A 17,893-nucleotide genomic window follows, 5' to 3' on the forward strand; every position below is an offset into this window, starting at 1 on the left:
ATGGTATAATTAAAAGTAGATTGAAATTTGGGAGGAGAATTCAGAATGATGTTGCAAAATCAGGCACAATCTCGAGACTTTTATTGTAGCGCGGCTGTAATCTCTGCTTTCAGTGAACAAATAAACGAGCAGGCTATATCTTTCGGAATTTTCAAACAAATAAAACATTGAATTTACTCTTTGCCTAAAAATACGGTTGAGAGTTTTTATTTGGGCGTAATCTTGAAAAAAAGCGTATTTTACGTTATCATTCATAGTGGAAGAATAGTGAATATTGGGGGTTCTATATAATGTCAAAACGATATGCTGTAGTGCTTGCTGCTGGCCAAGGCACGCGGATGAAATCAAAACTATATAAAGTCTTGCATCCAGTTTGTGGAAAACCAATGGTCGAACATGTAGTGGATCAAATTTCGACACTTGATGTTGATAAAGTGGTTACAATAGTTGGGCATGGGGCAGAAAAAGTACAAGAGCATTTAGCTGGTAAAAGCGAGTTTGTAAAACAAGAAGAGCAACTTGGTACGGCCCACGCAGTACTTCAAGCAAAAACAGCTCTTGCTGAAAAAGATGGTGTTACACTAGTTGTTTGTGGAGATACACCTTTAATAGAGGCTAGCACAATGGAAGCTCTACTGAAATATCACCATGAAAAACGTGCGAAAGCAACAATCCTTACAACAGTGATTGAAGATCCTACTGGTTATGGACGTATTATTCGTGATGATCTTGGCATTGTAGAAAAAATTGTAGAACATAAAGATGCGACTGAAAAAGAACAACGCATTTCAGAAATAAATACTGGTACTTACTGTTTTGATAATAAATCTCTTTTTGAAGCATTAGAAAAAGTTTCAAATGATAATGTGCAAGGAGAATACTACTTACCAGATGTTATTAAAATTTTAAAAGATTCAGATGAAGTAGTAGCGGCATATCGAATGGAATCTTTTGAGGAATCCCTTGGAGTGAACGATCGAATTGCTTTAGCTGAAGCATCTAAATTAATGCAACGTCGAATTAATGAGAATCATATGCGTAATGGAGTAACGCTTATTAATCCAGAAAGTACGTATATTGATATAAATGTAGAAATTGGTCAAGATACGGTTATTGAGCCTGGTGTAATGCTTCGAGGTAATACAGTGATTGGCGAGGATTGTGTTGTCACAAGTGGTTCAGAAATCGTCAATAGTATCATTGGTGAACGAGCTCGTATTAGAAGTTCTGCAATCTTTGAAAGCAAGGTGGGAGATGATGTTCAAATCGGCCCATATGCACACCTAAGACCAGAATCTGATATTCATAACAATGTGAAAATCGGGAATTATGTTGAAACCAAAAAAGCTGTTGTTGGCGAAGGAACTAAACTGCCGCACTTCATCTATATGGGGGATGCAGAAATCGGTAAAAATGTGAATATTGGTTGTGGAAGTATTGCTGTTAATTATGATGGGAAAAACAAAGCGAAAACCATTATTGGCGATGATGTTTTTGTTGGTTGTAATTCTAATTTAATTGCACCTGTCAAAGTAGGCAATCGTGCATTTATTGCAGCTGGTTCAACTATTACAAAAGACGTTCCAGATGATGCTTTAGGAATTGCTCGCGCGAAACAAGACAACAAGATAGGCTATGCGAAACGTTTAAATCACGGTAAATAATTTCCAATTGGAAAGTTTAAAATTTTAATAAAAATAGTGGAGGCTGATTATGTCAAACGAGTATTTTGATCCAAAGTTGAAGATTTTCTCGCTAAATTCTAATCGTGAACTAGCTGAAGAGATTGCGAAAGAAGTAGGTATAGAGTTAGGGAAATCAAGCGTTACTCATTTTAGTGATGGAGAAATCCAAATTAACATTGAAGAAAGTATCCGTGGTTGTCATGTTTACGTTATTCAATCAACGAGTAACCCTGTAAACCAGAATTTAATGGAACTTTTGATCATGATTGATGCGTTGAAACGTGCTTCTGCGGCGACAATTAATATTGTTATGCCTTACTATGGTTATGCACGCCAAGATCGTAAAGCAAGAAGCCGTGAACCGATTACGGCAAAATTAGTTGCAAATTTAATTGAAACAGCTGGTGCAACAAGAATGATCACACTAGACATGCACGCACCGCAAATCCAAGGTTTCTTTGATATTCCAATCGATCACTTAAATGCAGTTCGTTTACTAAGTAATTATTTTGGTGAACGTCATTTAGGCGATGATTTAGTAGTTGTTTCACCTGACCACGGAGGAGTTACTCGTGCTCGTAAAATGGCAGACCGTTTGAAAGCGCCGATTGCGATTATTGATAAACGCCGCCCACGTCCAAATGTGGCAGAAGTAATGAACATTGTTGGGAATGTAGAAGGGAAGGTTTGTATTATAATTGATGATATCATCGATACAGCTGGCACAATTACTTTAGCGGCAAAAGCGCTCCGTGAAGCTGGCGCGACAAAAGTATATGCTTGTTGTTCACATCCAGTACTATCTGGTCCCGCGATGAAACGTATTGAAGAATCACCAATTGAAAAGCTAGTTGTTACAAATTCCATCGCTCTTCCAGAAGATAAATGGATTGATAAAATGGAGCAACTTTCTGTAGCACCACTTTTAGGAGAAGCAATCGTACGTGTACATGAAAATGCATCTGTAAGTTCGTTATTTGAATAAAAACAATTAATAAATTTGAGATTACTCAAACTGGAAAAACAGGATTTCTCTAGCCATTCGTGGAGAGGAATCCTGTTTTTTGTTTCTAATAATCGTCATATTTAATTAAATTTTTCCCATGAACTAGGGCAGGCTAGATAGAACCATTCGTCCAGTTTAGGGGCAATTTTTTTAAGATAATCAAGATTTTGCACATAAAAAGATGAATTTTTATATTCAATAACTTTTTCTTTTTTTAGTTTGGAAAGAATTCTGCTGACAGCTGAACAATGTGCTATTCCGCTTGAATAACCTAATTCTTGCATCGTGAGGTTATCCAGAGCGATTTTGATGCCATCAGAAGTTTTTTCGCCATATACATAAGTTAGTATTAAGAGTTGCCCGCAAATAGAACCTAGCTTCCCATTAGCGGAGAAATCATTGAATTTAGCTAAGCTGTATGAAACTTGCTTTTGTAAAGCTTGGGTAATGTAAAAAAGCTGCGTGATATCTGAGCTAACTAAATTTTTTAAATCACTTATTTTGAGTACATAGGCAGTGGCTGTTTTACTAATTACTTCTAGGTTATAGTAGCCTAATGGTTTTCCTGTATCAAGGGAACCAGACATGATAATGAAAGCTCCTTTGTAATATTGTAAATTCATGATGCTTCCATTTTCGCTAATGTTAGTAAGTTTTGCAATCCCGTCGTAGAGGAATACACAATATTCTTGTGGGTCCCATTGATTAAAAATAATATCTTTTTTCTTGAATTTTTTTGGTTTAATCCCATTAGTTTCTAATAAATTTTGGAAATCTGCTGCTTGAGCGTCCATTTTTCATCCCCCAATCGTTTTATCGCCTTTTGAATATTATCCTTATGATTGCGCTAGGCATTAATAACAATTGTTAGCTGTTGATAGAAAATCACGCTAAATAATGTTTTTTACATATAGGATTTTATTATACAATTTTTAATTTCGCAAAAAGTTTGCTTACGTATTAAAAATTAATTTTTTCATTATCAGTAGGCAATTATTCTAATTTTAATGCTGTATAAAAAAAAGGTTAGTATATGTTTCCGAATGTGGTCCGGAGATATACTAACCCTTTTATAGGAAAATATAAGTTAGTTAAATTTATTGTTTTTAATTACGTTTTTAATCGTCTGTTTTGGTGGGAAGTCCATGATAAATACGCCAAGACCTCGTACACCAACAGTGGTTAATTTAGTTACATGTTGGCTTACCTTAGCATTTAGAGTAGCTGCGTAGTGGTAAGGTGTACAAGTTAAAGAAGTAGCGCTGACATGATTAAGATAGAGTTTATTTTCCTTGGAAGCTTGTTTGAAAGCTTGATGAGCGGTTTGGACAATCTCGTTGTATTTAGTTTTAATGCTAGGTCCATTAAAGTCATCTTGAATAACTTGATTTTCTGCAGCGAACTTCATTCCGAAGTTACTTTGGTTAATCGTTAGTGGTTTATTGGTGCCGTTTTCTGAAAGCAACAAAATTTTACCGCGCAACTCTTTTAACGTAGGGAATTTATCGCTAGGATCTGACTTTGGAGTTGTGTAGAAAAATGCTTTGTACGGATTAATTAAAGGTTGGATTCGATAATCAAACTTATCGTTTTTATTATTATTTTCATCTTTTAGTCGCATAATAATAGTTTCTTTAGGGTTTTCCTTTAAAAAGTTAATCGTTGTTTCTAATACTCCTTTAAGTGAAGCGTCTAAATAGATAGGTCCATGATAAATTTGGAGGTCATCTTTCGCTCTAATATCAATGTAACGTATCCCAGCCTCTAGTTGTTGAAATAGCGACATCTTTTGAGTTTGGGCAAGGGCTTTTGTTAGTGTCCAGCTAATATTCCCTTTATAACTCATGGTGTCATGCGTTCCGGGGATAGTAAGTGAAGTTAATTTCGTATTGTCAGGCAGGGCTGACATCCATTTCTTAGTAGTTATCGTGTTCTGTACAGTTCTATAATTGCTTTTAATTGAGTGTGCTTTTCCGGATGATGGAAAAGTAATAATGTAACAAACTAAACATAATAATAATACTACTAAAAATTGGCGTGAACGAAGCTTATACATTATTATTTCCTCCTTTGATTTGTATAAAGCTATCTTAATCATAATTTCATAGCGAAGCTTTAACATTTGTTAAAGACGTTAAAGTTTAGGGAGGTTTACAATGAAACCATAAACAAAGGATATAATATTGCGTTTCTAAATCTCAGAAGCGAATCTCGCCAATATTATATTTGATGGAGAGGGGTGGAACATACTACTTGGCATTATTAGGTTAAAAAATGTAGAAGGAGAGTGAAAACCATGAAAAAAATAATGCTACTTTTAATGACATTGTTACTAGTGAGTTTACCATTAGCGCAAGAAGCTCGAGCAGACGCCCAGATATATAGTTATCAAGGCGTAATTTCACACATGGCACCACCAGCGTCTCCGCCTGCAAAGCCTAAGACGCCGGTCGAAAAGAATAATGCAGCTCAAATCGATCAATATATACAAGGTCTGGATTATGATAAAAACAATATATTAGTATACGATGGAGAAGCTGTTAAAAATGTTCCACCAAAAGCAGGATACAAAGAAGGAAATCAATATATTGTAGTGGAGAAAAAGAAAAAATCTATCAATCAAAACAACGCAGACATTCAAGTTATTAACTCACTTTCAAGCCTTACTTATCCAGGGGCTTTAGTAAAAGCTAATTCGGAGTTAGTTGAAAACCAACCCGATGTCATTCCTGTGAAACGAGATTCAGTAACACTTAGTATTGATTTACCTGGAATGGTTAATCATGACAATGAAATAGTCGTTCAAAACGCAACTAAGTCCAATATAAATAACGGCGTTAATACTTTAGTAGACCGCTGGATTAATAAATACTCCCCAGACTACCCAAATATTAGTGCGAAGATTGACTATGATCAAGAAATGGCCTATAGTGAATCGCAATTAATTGCGAAATTTGGTGCAGCATTTAAAGCCGTTAATAATAGTTTGAATGTGAATTTTGGAGCGATTAGTGAAGGTAAGATGCAGGAAGAAGTTATTAATTTCAAACAAATTTATTATACAGTTAATGTTAATGAACCTACAAGCCCTTCCAAATTCTTTGGTAAAAGTGTTACTAAAGAACAATTGCAAGCACTAGGTGTGAATGCGGATAATCCGCCTGCATATATCTCTAGTGTTGCATATGGTCGTGAAGTGTATGTGAAATTATCGACTAGTTCACATAGCACTAGGGTGAAGGCTGCATTCGATGCTGCATTTAAAGGTAAATCAGTTAAAGGTGATACTGAATTAGAGAATATCATTCAAAATTCTTCATTTAAAGCGGTGATCTATGGTGGTTCAGCAAAAGATGAAGTAGAAATAATTGATGGAGATTTAAGCAAATTACGAGATATTTTAAAACAAGGGGCTAATTTTGATAAGAAAAATCCGGGCGTACCGATTGCGTATACAACTAATTTCTTGAAAGATAATCAGTTAGCAGTTGTTAAAAATAATTCGGAATATATCGAAACAACTTCTAAGGCTTACTCGGATGGAAAAATTAACCTAGATCATTCCGGTGCCTATGTTGCGAGATTCAATGTTACTTGGGATGAAGTTAGCTATGATGCTAATGGAAATGAAGTTGTTGAACATAAGAAATGGTCCGAAAATGATAAGGACAAGTTAGCTCATTTTACGACATCAATCTATTTGCCAGGGAATGCAAGGAATATTAATATTTATGCGAAAGAGTGTACTGGTTTAGCTTGGGAATGGTGGCGGACGGTTGTAGATGATAGAAACTTACCATTAGTAAAAAATAGAACAGTTTGTATCTGGGGAACAACGCTTTATCCAGCGCATAGTGATACTGTAGAAAATTAATTTAATTAAGTAAAAATAGGAAACCCCCCGCTTATCACACACATATAAGCTTGTTAGACATTCGGCGCGAATCATTTGTAGCGAATGTTGAAACAAGCTTATTTTATTTATTTTTCTCAAGCGTTAACAAATGTCAAAGAATGGAGTGCTTCTTGTTTATATAATATAAGCATATTAAAAGTTTAAGTCACTTATAGTTTCCTACTGCGAAAACATATAATTTTTAGTTCCCACCCATACTAAAATTGTGTCCTTAGCTCTCTATTAATTTGGCTATAGGTGGCTTAATCTTTTAATTACATAATTTTTAGCATTAAAATTGCGAAAGGAGAGACTGTATGAAAAGAAAATCAATTTTTCTAATTCTTTTATTAGTCTTTGTGGGTTATTTTAATGTAAAGGTAAAGGCGAGCTCAGTAGAAGGTGAAAAACTTCAAAGTAATATACAATCCGAAATGAAAGCGATAGATTTACAAGCTTTGCCAGATTGCTACGAGGCAAAAAAAGATTATAAGAGTTTGAAAATTACTAATAGTCAAAAAGATAATATGGGAATTACTCATATTACACTTGCGATGAATGCTGATGGTTATTATACAGATCACGATGAAATAAAACTTCATATTAGTCCAGATAATAAACTTCTATTTATAAACGGTGATTTAAAACAAAAGCGACCTACTATTACAAATAAAATAAAACTTACTGAACAAGATGCGATAGAAAAGGCATTTGAGGCAATTGGACAAAATGAAGCAAGTGTCAGTAGCTACACAGGGAGCCCGGTTAAAGAAAAAAGAGTTATCGTAAACTCAAGGACAAAGCGTTTAGTGTATAGTATAAGGTTGATTTTTTCTGAACCAATAGTAGCTAGCTGGATTATTCAGATTGACACTGAGACAGGCGCAGTTTTACGAAAACAGAATATGCTATCAGAAGCTAACTCTTGTAACTCTCATGGGACGAAAAAAAATATTGTGGCTCCAGGAAAAGGATACAATCCATCATTACAAAGAGCGTTGAATGTTTGGAAAATAAGAAACATTTTTTGCCTAGTTGACAGAACCCGTAAAGGACTCATAAGAACATTCGATTTGAACCATAACACAGAGATTTCGCAAGGGAAAATAGTATCTAATAAAGTAAATATGTTCACAGCTCCCGAGTATTGTTCTGCTGTAGATGCACATTATTATGCGGGTGAAGTATATGATTACTTTAAAAAGGTTCATAATCATGAAAGCTTGGATGGTGAAGGCGGAGGAATTGATTCTTTTGTTCGTTATGGCTTAAATTGCAATAACGCTTTTTGGGATGGTCAAGAGATTCTTTATGGGGATGGTGATAGCGAGAATTACAAACCATTTTCATGCGCAAGAAATATCGTTGGACATGAATTAACACATGCCGTAATCCAATACACAGCGGGGCTAGAATACGAAGGACAATCTGGTGCACTAAATGAATCTTTTGCTGATGTCTTTAGTTATTTTATTACTCCAGATAATTGGTTAATAGGTGAGGATGTCTGTTTACAAAGAATAAACAGTAAAAGAGTAAGAAGTTTAAAAGAGCCAGATAAGTACAATCAAGCAGCGCATATGAATGAGTATGAGTCGATGCCGATTACAGAAGAATATGACTGGGGAGGGGTTCATTTCAATAGTGGAATACCTAATAAAGCTGCTTATAATACCATTACAAAAGTTGGGAAGGAAAAAGCAGAACAATTATATTTTCGAGCATTAAAGTATTACTTGACGAAAAAATCCCAATTTGTCGATGCTAAGAATGCGCTTCAACAGGCGGCGAGAGACTTATACAGTGAAGAAGTAGCTAGAAAAGTAGGAGATGCCTGGGAAGAAGTTGGCGTTAGATAAGGGTTTTCTCCTGCGTCGAATTAACAAATGTTAAAGAAAATCGTTTTCTCCCAATGCTATTCTTGAAACAATTCATGAATTATTTTCCTAAATTAGCTAATAGGGAGGTTTTAAAAAGAGTCCAAAACTCTAAGCAGCCTGAATTGTATACTGTTCTTACCCAGGTATTAGAGAATGGCGAGGAGGAGTAAAAAGTGAAATTGGATAGATTTTTACGTGCAATGATGGCAGTTTGTTTTACTGCAAGTTGTATCTTGGTTAATCCCGGTGTGATATTTGCAAATAATAGCACAGTATCTACGAGCAGTAATGAGAATTCTAGCCTTGAATCAGATGAACAGGAAGAAGGTGAGCAGACAGCGAGGAGTGCAGAAGCAGGGAGAAGCAGTCCTAGGCATAAACCGATTAGCAAAGCGTGCGCACGCGATATTCAAGAACTCGACAGAACGGGTAAAGCTAAAAGTGTGAATGTCTCGGATTCAATGACTACGCCAGACGGCGAATCAGGTGAAGAACCAGGGCAAAAAATTGGAGCAGCTGCAACTAAGCCTAAGCCTCCATCTGTACGAAAGCGACTCAAACACTTCGTTAAGAAAGTATTAAAAGGCAAACAGAGTAAGTCATCAAAGGAAGGCAGTAAAACTACTAAGAATAAGCAGGAATCTAGCGAAGTTCAATCTGAAGAACCGATGCCTCATCCTTCAATAGCAAATCAACCACTTTGGAGAAGGCTGTCAGACAAAATAAAGCCGTTGGTTACAAGCGACGATGATAAAGATTCTAGAGGAGACTCAGACGAATGGGATGATGGCGAAGAGGCAAAAGAAAAAGTAGAGGAAGGGGGAACCAATCTCGCGCAAGACTTGATTAGCGAGGCACGAGAGAGAGATGTTCAAGAAGTCGAAAAAATGGGGAAAGTTAAAAATGCCGATGTAACAGCTTTACTAGCTATGCTTGATAGCAAAGTTGGAAAAGTACCAAAGCAAGATATTAAAGAAACATTAAATGATGAGTTCTCGACGGTGCTACTTCGCCCTAAACGCAGTATTAAAGAAATGTTAAGCAACAAGCAAAATAGATTATCTATGAATAGTAGTAATCTGATAAAGAACAGAAGAAAAGCAATTGAAGCCTCTGATGTTGAAGATACTGATACTGAAGAAAAGCCGACTTCGCGTGGTGCTATAGGGCCATTTAGAACGATGAATCCATTAATTTCTGAAGAAATAGCGGAAGAAATTCAAACTAATAAGAATAATCAGGAATCTAACGGTCAGAGACAGTTTGGTTTATTACCGTCTTCAACCGAAGGGGACTTAAGGTTTGCTTTTCCAGAGAAGAAACCTAGACTTCTTCGCTTCAATACGCAAAATAATGAATCGGAATCTTCGGTAAGCGAACCTACTTCTTTTAATCTCCCATCCCCACCGACCGAAGAAGAGCTAGCGGCAATGGGTATAAAGCGAAGTATTTCCATGTCAGTTGAAGAAGCACCAAGCTTGCTTCCGCCTAGGGAAGATGTACCTCAGTCGTTAACAAGTAATCCGTCATTGGATCTCCCATCCCCACCGACTGAAGAAGAGCTAGCGGCAATGGGTATAAAGCGAAGTATTTCCATGTCAGTTGAAGAAGCACCAAGCTTGCTTCCGCCTAGGGAAGATGTACCTCAGTCGTTAACAAGTAATCCATCATTGGATCTCCCATCCCCACCAACCGAAGAAGAACTGATGGCAATGGGCATAAACCAAAGTATTAACCCATTATTTAAAGGGAAATCGAGCTTGCTTCCATCTAGAGAAGATACACCTCAGTCGTTAACAGTTAATCAACCATCTGAGCTCCCATCACCGCCAACTCGAGCAGAATTAGCGGCAATGGGTATATTTATGTTTGATGACGAAATTTTGAGAGGAGATTTAGGGAATGTAGGAGATGCTTTAGAGCGACATAGTTCAAGATGCCTTGCTTCTCCGGCGTTCTCATATTTCTGTGGATTATCCCCTGCAGATGCAGATGATGAGTATAGTGAGTCGGAAGACGAGCTAGACGGCCTTTTAAATCCAAAAGTAAGAGCTACATCGCAACAATTTAGAAAGGTGGGTTTTATGCCGTTTTCCCCTCTTCGTGAACAGCTTTTTGCGGATGGAAATAAAACTCTTACAGAGGAGCAGGTTATCAAAGATCCACTTGAAAAAACTAAACAAGAGCAGAAACTTCTAGAAAGTATAGGACAACGATTAACTTTAGTTAAGGCAGTGCCAAATAACACTGGAAAAGTTGCTAAAACTACTGAAGCATCTAGAAATAATAAAACTATTAAAACAACTATAATAACAAAAAACAAACCGTCTGAAGCTCTATCCCTACTAACAAAAAGTGCTCAAACAGCAGGAAGTATTTTAAAAGCAAGTAGTGGTAAAATTGAGAGTCAACAAAAAAATGCTGGAAGCTTAAAACCGGAAAATCCTTCTCTAATATCTGCTGGAATACCGATTATTCCATTGGGAGGCTTGGAAGAAAAGAAGGAACAGCCGAAAAAAAATGTGGTTAAAGGCACGCTCAAAAATAATGAGTTAGTAGAAAAGAGTGAAGACAAAGATACACCTTCTAGAAGTGGTTCGAAAAAATTAATTGCCAAAAGTGCTGAGAGCGAAAAAGCAAATCAAGAAGTTGGAAACAATATGACCTTAGTGAATGCTTTAGTAGCGATTGGTATTATTTCATTAATTGTAATTACTAAGATTATCCGTACGAGAAAAAGCAATTAAAACTTTAGATTGCTTCAGGAAATACATGAGAGGAAGAATGACGTTATGAGAATCAACAAAATTTCGCTGGGGATATATGTGTTTATCTTTGCTTTGGCGGCATCTCTATCAATGAACGCAAAAGCTTGTTCTGATGAATATATGATGCAACCTCAAACGCCTAATATAGAACATAAATTACCTCATAAGCTAAGTTGGTCAGCGGAACGACCCTTAGACGATAAGGCCAATACACATTTATGGTTATTTAAACAAGCTAAAAAAATATTAGCCAAAGAAAATCGTGGCGAGTATAAAGAACTACTTGAGATGCTACAAACATATTATAAAGAAGTTGCTCAAGGTATATTTGATGCTGACCATAAAAATCCGTATTACGATTGCAGTACGTTTGTATCGCATTTTTATAACCCAACTAAAGATAATACTTATTTACCAGGTTTTAAAAATGCAAAACAGACCGGCGCTAAATATTTTAAACAAGCTTTGCAAGATTATAAAGAAGAGAAGCTCAATACAGCTTTCTACAAATTAGGTTTGTCCATTCATTATTTTACTGACATCAGCCAACCAATGCATGCAAACAACTTTACTGCAGTTTCGAACCCAATAGGATTTCACTCTGTTTATGAAGGTTATGTAGATTCAATTAAATGTAGCTATCAAGCGACAGAAAGCATGGAAGTGAGAAAGTTTTTCGCCGATACTCCTGAAGAGTGGTTGCGTGAGAATGCTAAGAGAGCAAAAGCTGATTACGATAAAATTGTTAATGCTAATACCAAAAAATCTTATTTAGAAGGAAATTCTAAGTGGAAAAAAGATATAGATAAACCTACTGGTGAAAGGCTACAAGATTCGATGCAAACGTTGGCAGGATTCATAGATTTTTGGTATAAAAAGGCGAATCAATAACTATAAACAGATTTGTTTTATCCACTCGTGTAATAAGAGTGGACAGGGAGTTCAACATAATGCGCATAAGGGGAAATATTTTTTTCTTGTGGCTATCACTTTCTTAATATTTCTATTAATAAGCATCTTTGTGTGGGGAGATGCGATATTATAAAAATGATACAGTGAAAACACAGAAACTAGAGTGTGGGAAGAATTGCAAGGAAAAGAGTTCTTTATCTAAAATAATAATGTTTTTAATAAAGTAACTCTTGCAAGAAAGTTGGACAGTGTAGAGGCAATTATCAATAAAAAGGAAAAAGATTTTGAAACTACGATCCTTGCTCTTATTTTGGATAAAAAGATTTTAATATTTTCCAAAAGCATCTGCTGGAAAAATAAATTACTGCTTTAAAAATGAAGTTTAATTATATGTATTTGTGCGAAAGTGGGGCGTTTGCTAAAAGCGATATTCGTAAAAATATTGTATAACAAGCATCATTAAGTTATCCTAAAAAGAGTGAAGCAGTTTTACTTGAATCGTATTAATAGCTTGCGAGGGGAAGGGGAATCGCGGTGGGAAAAGCAAGGATTGCAATCATATCAGACGTTCATGGTAATGCGGAAGCGCTAAAAGCAGTGCTAAATGATGCTGCGAATGAAGGGGTTGAAAAATATATAACAGTTGGTGATATTGTTCTAAAAGGGCCCGGAATAGATATCTGTCTGGAACTGTTAGAAAAACTAAATCCGCTTACTTTGGTGCTTGGAAACCATGAACAAGTATATATTGACTTTTTAGAAGGGAAATCTTTTGACCATTCTTTGAAAAGACGGATGATTGAGGATTTAGTGAAGTATGATTACCATTTATTAGGTGATGAAAAGTTTCGCTATTTCGCTACATTGCCAAAAAAAGTCTCCATACAAGTACTGCAAACAAAAATAGATGTTTTTCATGCGATGCCTGACTCCGTTAGCTTCCCAATTTATGCTACTGAAGAACAAGCTCACTTTGATAAGATGTTTTTTGGAACAGATGCCGATGTTGCTATAAATGGGCACGTCCACAGGCAGTCGTTAAGAAGGACGACAGATGATAAATTAATTATTAATTCTGGTTCTGTTGGGCTGCCAGGTGGAGGGAATCAGAAAACAAAAGACAATTTAGCTCAATATGCGCTTATTGATATAACTGAGGCAGGGGTTGTTGACATTCACTTCAAAAAAATCGTGTATGATATTGATGCAGAAATTGCTTTCGCGAGAAAACGAAACTTGCCATATGTAGATATTTATGAAAAAACGCTTCGATCAGGTCAATATTTATATATTGATAGTCAAATTGAGCAGTATATAAATCCAAAATAAATAAAAAAGCGGAAATCAGTTAGTAAAACTGGTTTCCGTTTTTTTATTAATAGTCTTGAGCCTCAATAACAACGGCAGTGCCAGATGCAGTAACCATTAACATGCCATTATCCGCTCCAAGTACCTCATAATCAATATCTACACCAATTACGGCATTTGCTCCAATATCTTTGGCGCGCTGTTCCATTTCTTTAATAGCTTCCTCACGTGCGTTAATTAATTCGTCTTCATAACCTTGTGAGCGCCCGCCGAAAAAGTTTCTAAGGCCGGCTCCAATGTCTTTCATAAAATTAACACCAGTAATTACTTCTCCGAAAACGATTTTTTTATATTCGATAATTTGCTTGCCTTCAATATTTGGCGAAGTGGTTACGATCATTATTAAATCCCTCCAGTTTTCTTTAATCATACCTCTAAGTTATTTTTTTAGTCAAAGGATAGCATGTTATTTTTTGCGAGCGTGGGCTTTTTCGATATAAGTAATCGCATCTGGGACTTTGCAAGCCGTTTTCCCTAAATCTACATATACTTTACCTACTGTTTTCGCTGCCTCTAAAGCTTTTACGTGAAGTTCCTCTTTATAAATTCCGCAAGCGATAATATAACTATTCATAGAGTAACGAGTTCTGTTCGTTTCAGATTGTAAAGTTTCTTTTGCGAGTTCAAGTAATTCCTCGGATTCAGATAAAGTCGCAATATGTTCTGTGAAAATTTGCCAGCCCATCGATTTAGTTAAGTCATTATCACTTTTAACCCATTTTCTAGCAAAGGTGAGTGCGTCATCACGTTTACTTACAATGGATGCTAGCCCAAAAGTTAACATCGTCCAAGTTTCTTGAAAAGCTATATTCCATTTCTCGATTTGTGAAACAACTACTTTTTTAGGGTTCACAGCAAGTAAACCAAGGTAAATTAAGTCGCTATTATTAGACTCTATTAATTGAAGTGCTAATTCGTGGTTTTTATTCAATTTTTCTCGGCGCATAATTTTCTTTAAATCACCAATTTTTAATCCGTAAAGCTCTAAAGTTTCTGGGCAACCGTGGTTTCGGAAAATTTTGATGGTGTTAGGGTTTTGAAGAGCGCTTAGTTCGGCATCCAACTGGTCAAAAGTAATCATGGGTGGCCTCCTTTCGAATAATTTAAGTATAACAAAAAAGTATGCAAATTCGCATACTTTTAAGATGAAGCCTTATTAGTCGATTTGCTTCATTGCATCATCTAATACTTTTTTAAGGGTATCAGCTGATTTTTTCATTTGTTCTTTTTCTTTATCGTTCAAATTCATTTCGACAATATGACGAACGCCTTGACGATTGACAACTGCCGGAGCTCCGATGTATATATCGTTCATACCATAATGTCCATCCAAATAAACCGATAGAGGTAAAATTGCATTTTCATTATTTAAAATGGCTTTAGTGATACGAGCAAGAGCGGCCGCAACCCCGTAAAAAGTAGCGCCTTTTTTGTTGATGATTTCATAAGCCGCATCGCGAACGCTTACGACAATGGTGTCCATTGCGCCTTGTTCATCTTCATTAATCCATTCTGTAATTGGTAGTCCGCCTACTGTAGTATGGCTCCAAGCTGGGAATTCAGTATCTCCATGTTCACCTAAAATATAACCATGGACATTACGAGCATCCACTTTTAAATAATCGGCAATTGACATACGGAAACGCGCTGTATCTAAACTTGTTCCAGAACCGATAACTCGTTCTTTGGGAAGTCCAGAGAATTTCCATGTCGCGTAAGTTAAAATATCCACTGGGTTTGATGCGATTAGGAAAATACCATCAAAACCACTTGCCATTACTTCATCGACAATGCCTTTCATAATCTTAATATTACGATTCACTAAATCTAAACGAGTCTCGCCAGGTTTTTGTGCTGTACCTGCTGTAACAACAACTAAGTCAGCATCATGGCAGTCGCTATAATTTGCTGAATAAATTTTCTTAGGGGTAGAGAACGGGACTGCATGACTTAAATCCATTGCATCCCCGATTGTTCTGTCTTTATCTATGTCAATGATGCCGAACTCTTGTCCGATGCTTAAGTTCACACATGCAAATGCATAACTAGAACCAACTGCTCCGTCGCCAACTAAAATGATTTTTTGATGATCTTTCATTTTGAATTCCTCCTATAAAAAACTTTTTACTAGTACAGTATACCATGTTTTTTTCATTTGTGAAGCGTTGAACGTCCTAAACTTCAAAAACTTGTTATAATGAAAATGCCGAATGGTTATAGTACAGTTTGAAAGCGTCTGCATTAGGATATAATCGCTATTTTGTCTTTACCTTTTATTCGAAATTATAAACCTTTCATTTAAAATCTGCTTTTTGCTTTGTTTTGCTATTTTTCTGAAGGGTAGATATAATAGGAGTGTACCAAAATTGAATGAGTGGAGTGATTTTTTATGGCAACAACATTAGAGGTCCAGAAAAGAGAAACAACGCAACATTCAGAAGTAACGAAATTGCGTAGTGAAGGAAAAGTACCTGGAATTATTTATGGCTACAAATCGGAAAATGTTCCAGTTTCCGTTGATTCTTTGGAATTAATCAAGGCAGTTCGTGACAATGGTCGAAACGCCGTGTTTGCAGTGACTGTTGACGGCAAGAAATTAAATGTTTTATTACATGAATATCAAGTGGATCCATTAAAAGACATTTTAGTACATGTGGATTTACTAGCGGTTGATATGAATGAAGAAGTAGAGACTGATGTTCGCGTGGTATTGGTGGGTGATGCACCTGGTGTTAAAGCTGGCGGCGTATTACAACAAATTATCCATGACGTAAAAGTTTCGGCAACACCTGAAAAATTACCAGAAACAATTGAATTAGATATTTCATCGTTAGAAATTGGTGATGTTCTTACTACTAATGATCTTCCAGAAAACAAAGATTATGTTGTTCAAGTGGAAGAAGAAGAAACGGTCGTAACTGTATCTGCCCCTCGTGCTGAAGAAGAACCAACCACAGCGGAAGCGCCTGAACCAGAAGCATTACACGGTAAAGATGAAGAACCTGTAGAATAATTTTTGATAATCCAATCGGGGACGCGCAAATTCATGCGCGTCCCTTTGTTTTTTGTTATAATAGCTATGAAAAGGAGGCGTTTTTATGCTTGATAAATCAGTGCCACATCTACCAGCTGCAATGGTAAACGATGATGCCATGAATTATCCGAAATTCAGCTTGCCGGCTGGTTATTCATTTCGTTTTTATGAGGATGGTCTTGAAGAAGCGTGGTGTCAATTGCAATTAGAAACTGGTCAAGCAGTCTCCGTAGAAGCGATTCGCGAGCGTTTTAAAGTAGAGTTTGGCGATCAAAAAGAAAAATTAGCTAAACGTTGCGTTTTTGTTCAAGCGTCAGACGGAGAAATTGTTGGAACTGCAATGCTTTGGGACGGAGATACATTTGGTGAAATGAAAAGTCGGATTCACTGGGTTGCTGTGCTTGATTCTCATGGCGGGAAGGGAATTGCTAAAGCGCTACTAACTAAAATCCTCCGCTTAAATAAAAATAATTTTGTTTACTTAACAACTCAAACTGGGAGCTACCAAGCGATTTATCTATATCAAAAGTTTGGCTTTACGAAATATACTGGCGAAACACCTAAAAACTGGAAAACAGCAAATTTCCAGAAGCAAAATGAAACTGCATGGCAAATAATTGAAAATAAAATTATTGAATATAAGCATTGACTGGAAAACTTTCACCCAAATCAATTCCATGTTATAATCAAAAAAACATCGAAACAAAAACCAGTTCATTCGTGAAGTGGTTTAGTTCATGTAAGGAGAAGCTCTATGAAACTAATTGCAGGTCTCGGTAACCCGGGAAAAAAATACGAACGTACCCGGCATAATGTCGGTTTTATGGTAGTTGATGAATTGAGTTTTCGTCATCAAACCCCTTGGAAAAAAGCTAAGTTTAATGGAATGGTTAGTGAAATCAATGTTAACGGTGAAAAAATGTTACTAGTAAAGCCGCTAACATTTATGAATGCCTCTGGTGAATGTATACGACCGCTAATGGATTACTATAATATTCCTATGAAAGATGTGCTAATTATCTATGATGATCTTGATTTACCAGTTGGAAAGATACGTTTGCGCCAAAAAGGTAGTGCGGGCGGTCACAATGGAATGAAATCAATCATCCAACACGTGAAAACGCAGGAATTTAACCGCATTCGAGTCGGCGTGAGTCGTCCAAGTCATGGCGAAGTTATTAACTATGTGCTCGGAGATTTCCCTAAATCGGAACAAGCGGACATTATTGAAGCAATTCAAAAAAGCGCAGATGCTGTAGAAGATTTTGCGAAACTACCATTTATTGAAGTAATGAATAAATATAATTAAAATAATAGATTGAAATGAAGCGTGACAATGCTTTTG

Annotated in this window: 15 protein-coding genes; 10 read left to right on the top strand and 5 right to left on the bottom strand. The window is 36.3% G+C overall.

The window, feature by feature from the left end; genetic code table 11:
• The first annotated feature begins 290 nt into the window (after positions 1-290).
• Both glmU and JL53_RS01390 read left to right on the top strand, forming a co-directional pair.
• Positions 291-1,664 (top strand): bifunctional UDP-N-acetylglucosamine diphosphorylase/glucosamine-1-phosphate N-acetyltransferase GlmU, encoded by a 1,374-nt coding sequence (gene glmU, locus JL53_RS01385; RefSeq protein ID WP_003718273.1) that lies wholly within the window; start codon positions 291-293, stop codon positions 1,662-1,664.
• A 49-nt stretch (positions 1,665-1,713) separates the two neighbouring features.
• A complete protein-coding gene (locus JL53_RS01390) occupies positions 1,714-2,670 on the top strand; it encodes a ribose-phosphate diphosphokinase (protein ID WP_014091731.1) in 957 nt (318 codons plus the stop codon).
• 101 nt (positions 2,671-2,771) lie between these two features.
• Here JL53_RS01390 and JL53_RS01395 read toward each other — a convergent pair whose 3' ends face one another.
• Both JL53_RS01395 and JL53_RS01400 read right to left on the bottom strand, forming a co-directional pair.
• Positions 2,772-3,485, bottom strand: coding sequence for a Crp/Fnr family transcriptional regulator (locus JL53_RS01395; RefSeq protein WP_038406533.1), 714 nt, complete (start codon positions 3,483-3,485; stop codon positions 2,772-2,774).
• Positions 3,486-3,778: 293 nt separating this feature from the next.
• The gene (locus JL53_RS01400; protein ID WP_003718276.1) at positions 3,779-4,747 is read right to left on the bottom strand and encodes a phosphatidylinositol-specific phospholipase C domain-containing protein; all 969 of its coding nucleotides are present in this window, start codon (positions 4,745-4,747) and stop codon (positions 3,779-3,781) included.
• Between the two features lie 240 nt (positions 4,748-4,987).
• Between JL53_RS01400 and ilo the strand changes: the two genes are divergently transcribed.
• From ilo to JL53_RS01425, 5 genes are all read left to right on the top strand, one after another.
• Positions 4,988-6,565: a cholesterol-dependent cytolysin ivanolysin O gene (gene ilo, locus JL53_RS01405; RefSeq protein ID WP_038406534.1), complete on the top strand. Its 1,578-nt coding sequence runs from the start codon at positions 4,988-4,990 to the stop codon at positions 6,563-6,565.
• Positions 6,566-6,903: 338 nt separating this feature from the next.
• A complete protein-coding gene (locus tag JL53_RS01410; protein ID WP_038406535.1) occupies positions 6,904-8,445 on the top strand; it encodes a M4 family metallopeptidase in 1,542 nt (513 codons plus the stop codon).
• 194 nt (positions 8,446-8,639) lie between these two features.
• Positions 8,640-11,213 carry an actin assembly-inducing protein ActA gene (actA, locus tag JL53_RS01415; protein WP_038406536.1) on the top strand — a complete coding sequence of 858 codons (2,574 nt, stop codon included), beginning with the start codon at positions 8,640-8,642 and terminating at the stop codon, positions 11,211-11,213.
• Between the two features lie 45 nt (positions 11,214-11,258).
• Positions 11,259-12,125, top strand: coding sequence for a phospholipase C (locus tag JL53_RS01420; protein WP_003718282.1), 867 nt, complete (start codon positions 11,259-11,261; stop codon positions 12,123-12,125).
• A 555-nt stretch (positions 12,126-12,680) separates the two neighbouring features.
• Entirely contained in the window at positions 12,681-13,475 is a 795-nt protein-coding gene (locus JL53_RS01425; RefSeq protein ID WP_038406537.1) for a metallophosphoesterase family protein, read from the top strand.
• Between the two features lie 46 nt (positions 13,476-13,521).
• On the opposite strand, the gene JL53_RS01430 is transcribed toward JL53_RS01425, so the two are convergent.
• From JL53_RS01430 to JL53_RS01440, 3 genes are all read right to left on the bottom strand, one after another.
• Positions 13,522-13,854 (bottom strand): putative heavy metal-binding protein, encoded by a 333-nt coding sequence (locus JL53_RS01430; protein ID WP_003718285.1) that lies wholly within the window; start codon positions 13,852-13,854, stop codon positions 13,522-13,524.
• 66 nt (positions 13,855-13,920) lie between these two features.
• Positions 13,921-14,595 carry a DNA alkylation repair protein gene (locus JL53_RS01435; protein ID WP_003718286.1) on the bottom strand — a complete coding sequence of 225 codons (675 nt, stop codon included), beginning with the start codon at positions 14,593-14,595 and terminating at the stop codon, positions 13,921-13,923.
• Positions 14,596-14,670: 75 nt separating this feature from the next.
• Positions 14,671-15,612 carry an L-lactate dehydrogenase gene (locus JL53_RS01440; RefSeq protein WP_038406538.1) on the bottom strand — a complete coding sequence of 314 codons (942 nt, stop codon included), beginning with the start codon at positions 15,610-15,612 and terminating at the stop codon, positions 14,671-14,673.
• A 291-nt stretch (positions 15,613-15,903) separates the two neighbouring features.
• On the opposite strand from JL53_RS01440, the gene JL53_RS01445 reads away from it, so the two are divergent.
• The 3 genes from JL53_RS01445 to pth all read left to right on the top strand — a co-directional run bounded on the left by JL53_RS01445 (position 15,904) and on the right by pth (position 17,857).
• Positions 15,904-16,527: a 50S ribosomal protein L25/general stress protein Ctc gene (locus JL53_RS01445; RefSeq protein WP_003718288.1), complete on the top strand. Its 624-nt coding sequence runs from the start codon at positions 15,904-15,906 to the stop codon at positions 16,525-16,527.
• Between the two features lie 85 nt (positions 16,528-16,612).
• Positions 16,613-17,197 (top strand): GNAT family N-acetyltransferase, encoded by a 585-nt coding sequence (locus JL53_RS01450; RefSeq protein WP_003718289.1) that lies wholly within the window; start codon positions 16,613-16,615, stop codon positions 17,195-17,197.
• A 105-nt stretch (positions 17,198-17,302) separates the two neighbouring features.
• Positions 17,303-17,857, top strand: coding sequence for an aminoacyl-tRNA hydrolase (gene pth, locus JL53_RS01455; protein WP_003718290.1), 555 nt, complete (start codon positions 17,303-17,305; stop codon positions 17,855-17,857).
• The last annotated feature ends 36 nt before the right edge of the window (positions 17,858-17,893 follow it).

This window comes from Listeria ivanovii subsp. londoniensis, assembly GCF_000763495.1.
GTDB lineage: Bacteria > Bacillota > Bacilli > Lactobacillales > Listeriaceae > Listeria > Listeria londoniensis.

Excerpts from the sequence above, each read along its gene's own strand:
- JL53_RS01445 (WP_003718288.1), top strand. The coding sequence starts at position 15,904 with ATGGCAACAACATTAGAGGTCCAGAAAAGAGAAACAACGCAACATTCA.
- JL53_RS01395 (WP_038406533.1), bottom strand. The coding sequence starts at position 3,485 with ATGGACGCTCAAGCAGCAGATTTCCAAAATTTATTAGAAACTAATGGG.
- JL53_RS01440 (WP_038406538.1), bottom strand. The coding sequence starts at position 15,612 with ATGAAAGATCATCAAAAAATCATTTTAGTTGGCGACGGAGCAGTTGGT.
- JL53_RS01410 (WP_038406535.1), top strand. The coding sequence starts at position 6,904 with ATGAAAAGAAAATCAATTTTTCTAATTCTTTTATTAGTCTTTGTGGGT.
- JL53_RS01430 (WP_003718285.1), bottom strand. The coding sequence starts at position 13,854 with ATGATCGTAACCACTTCGCCAAATATTGAAGGCAAGCAAATTATCGAA.
- ilo (WP_038406534.1), top strand. The coding sequence starts at position 4,988 with ATGAAAAAAATAATGCTACTTTTAATGACATTGTTACTAGTGAGTTTA.
- JL53_RS01450 (WP_003718289.1), top strand. The coding sequence starts at position 16,613 with ATGCTTGATAAATCAGTGCCACATCTACCAGCTGCAATGGTAAACGAT.
- pth (WP_003718290.1), top strand. The coding sequence starts at position 17,303 with ATGAAACTAATTGCAGGTCTCGGTAACCCGGGAAAAAAATACGAACGT.
- JL53_RS01390 (WP_014091731.1), top strand. The coding sequence starts at position 1,714 with ATGTCAAACGAGTATTTTGATCCAAAGTTGAAGATTTTCTCGCTAAAT.
- glmU (WP_003718273.1), top strand. The coding sequence starts at position 291 with ATGTCAAAACGATATGCTGTAGTGCTTGCTGCTGGCCAAGGCACGCGG.
- JL53_RS01435 (WP_003718286.1), bottom strand. The coding sequence starts at position 14,595 with ATGATTACTTTTGACCAGTTGGATGCCGAACTAAGCGCTCTTCAAAAC.
- JL53_RS01420 (WP_003718282.1), top strand. The coding sequence starts at position 11,259 with ATGAGAATCAACAAAATTTCGCTGGGGATATATGTGTTTATCTTTGCT.
- JL53_RS01400 (WP_003718276.1), bottom strand. The coding sequence starts at position 4,747 with ATGTATAAGCTTCGTTCACGCCAATTTTTAGTAGTATTATTATTATGT.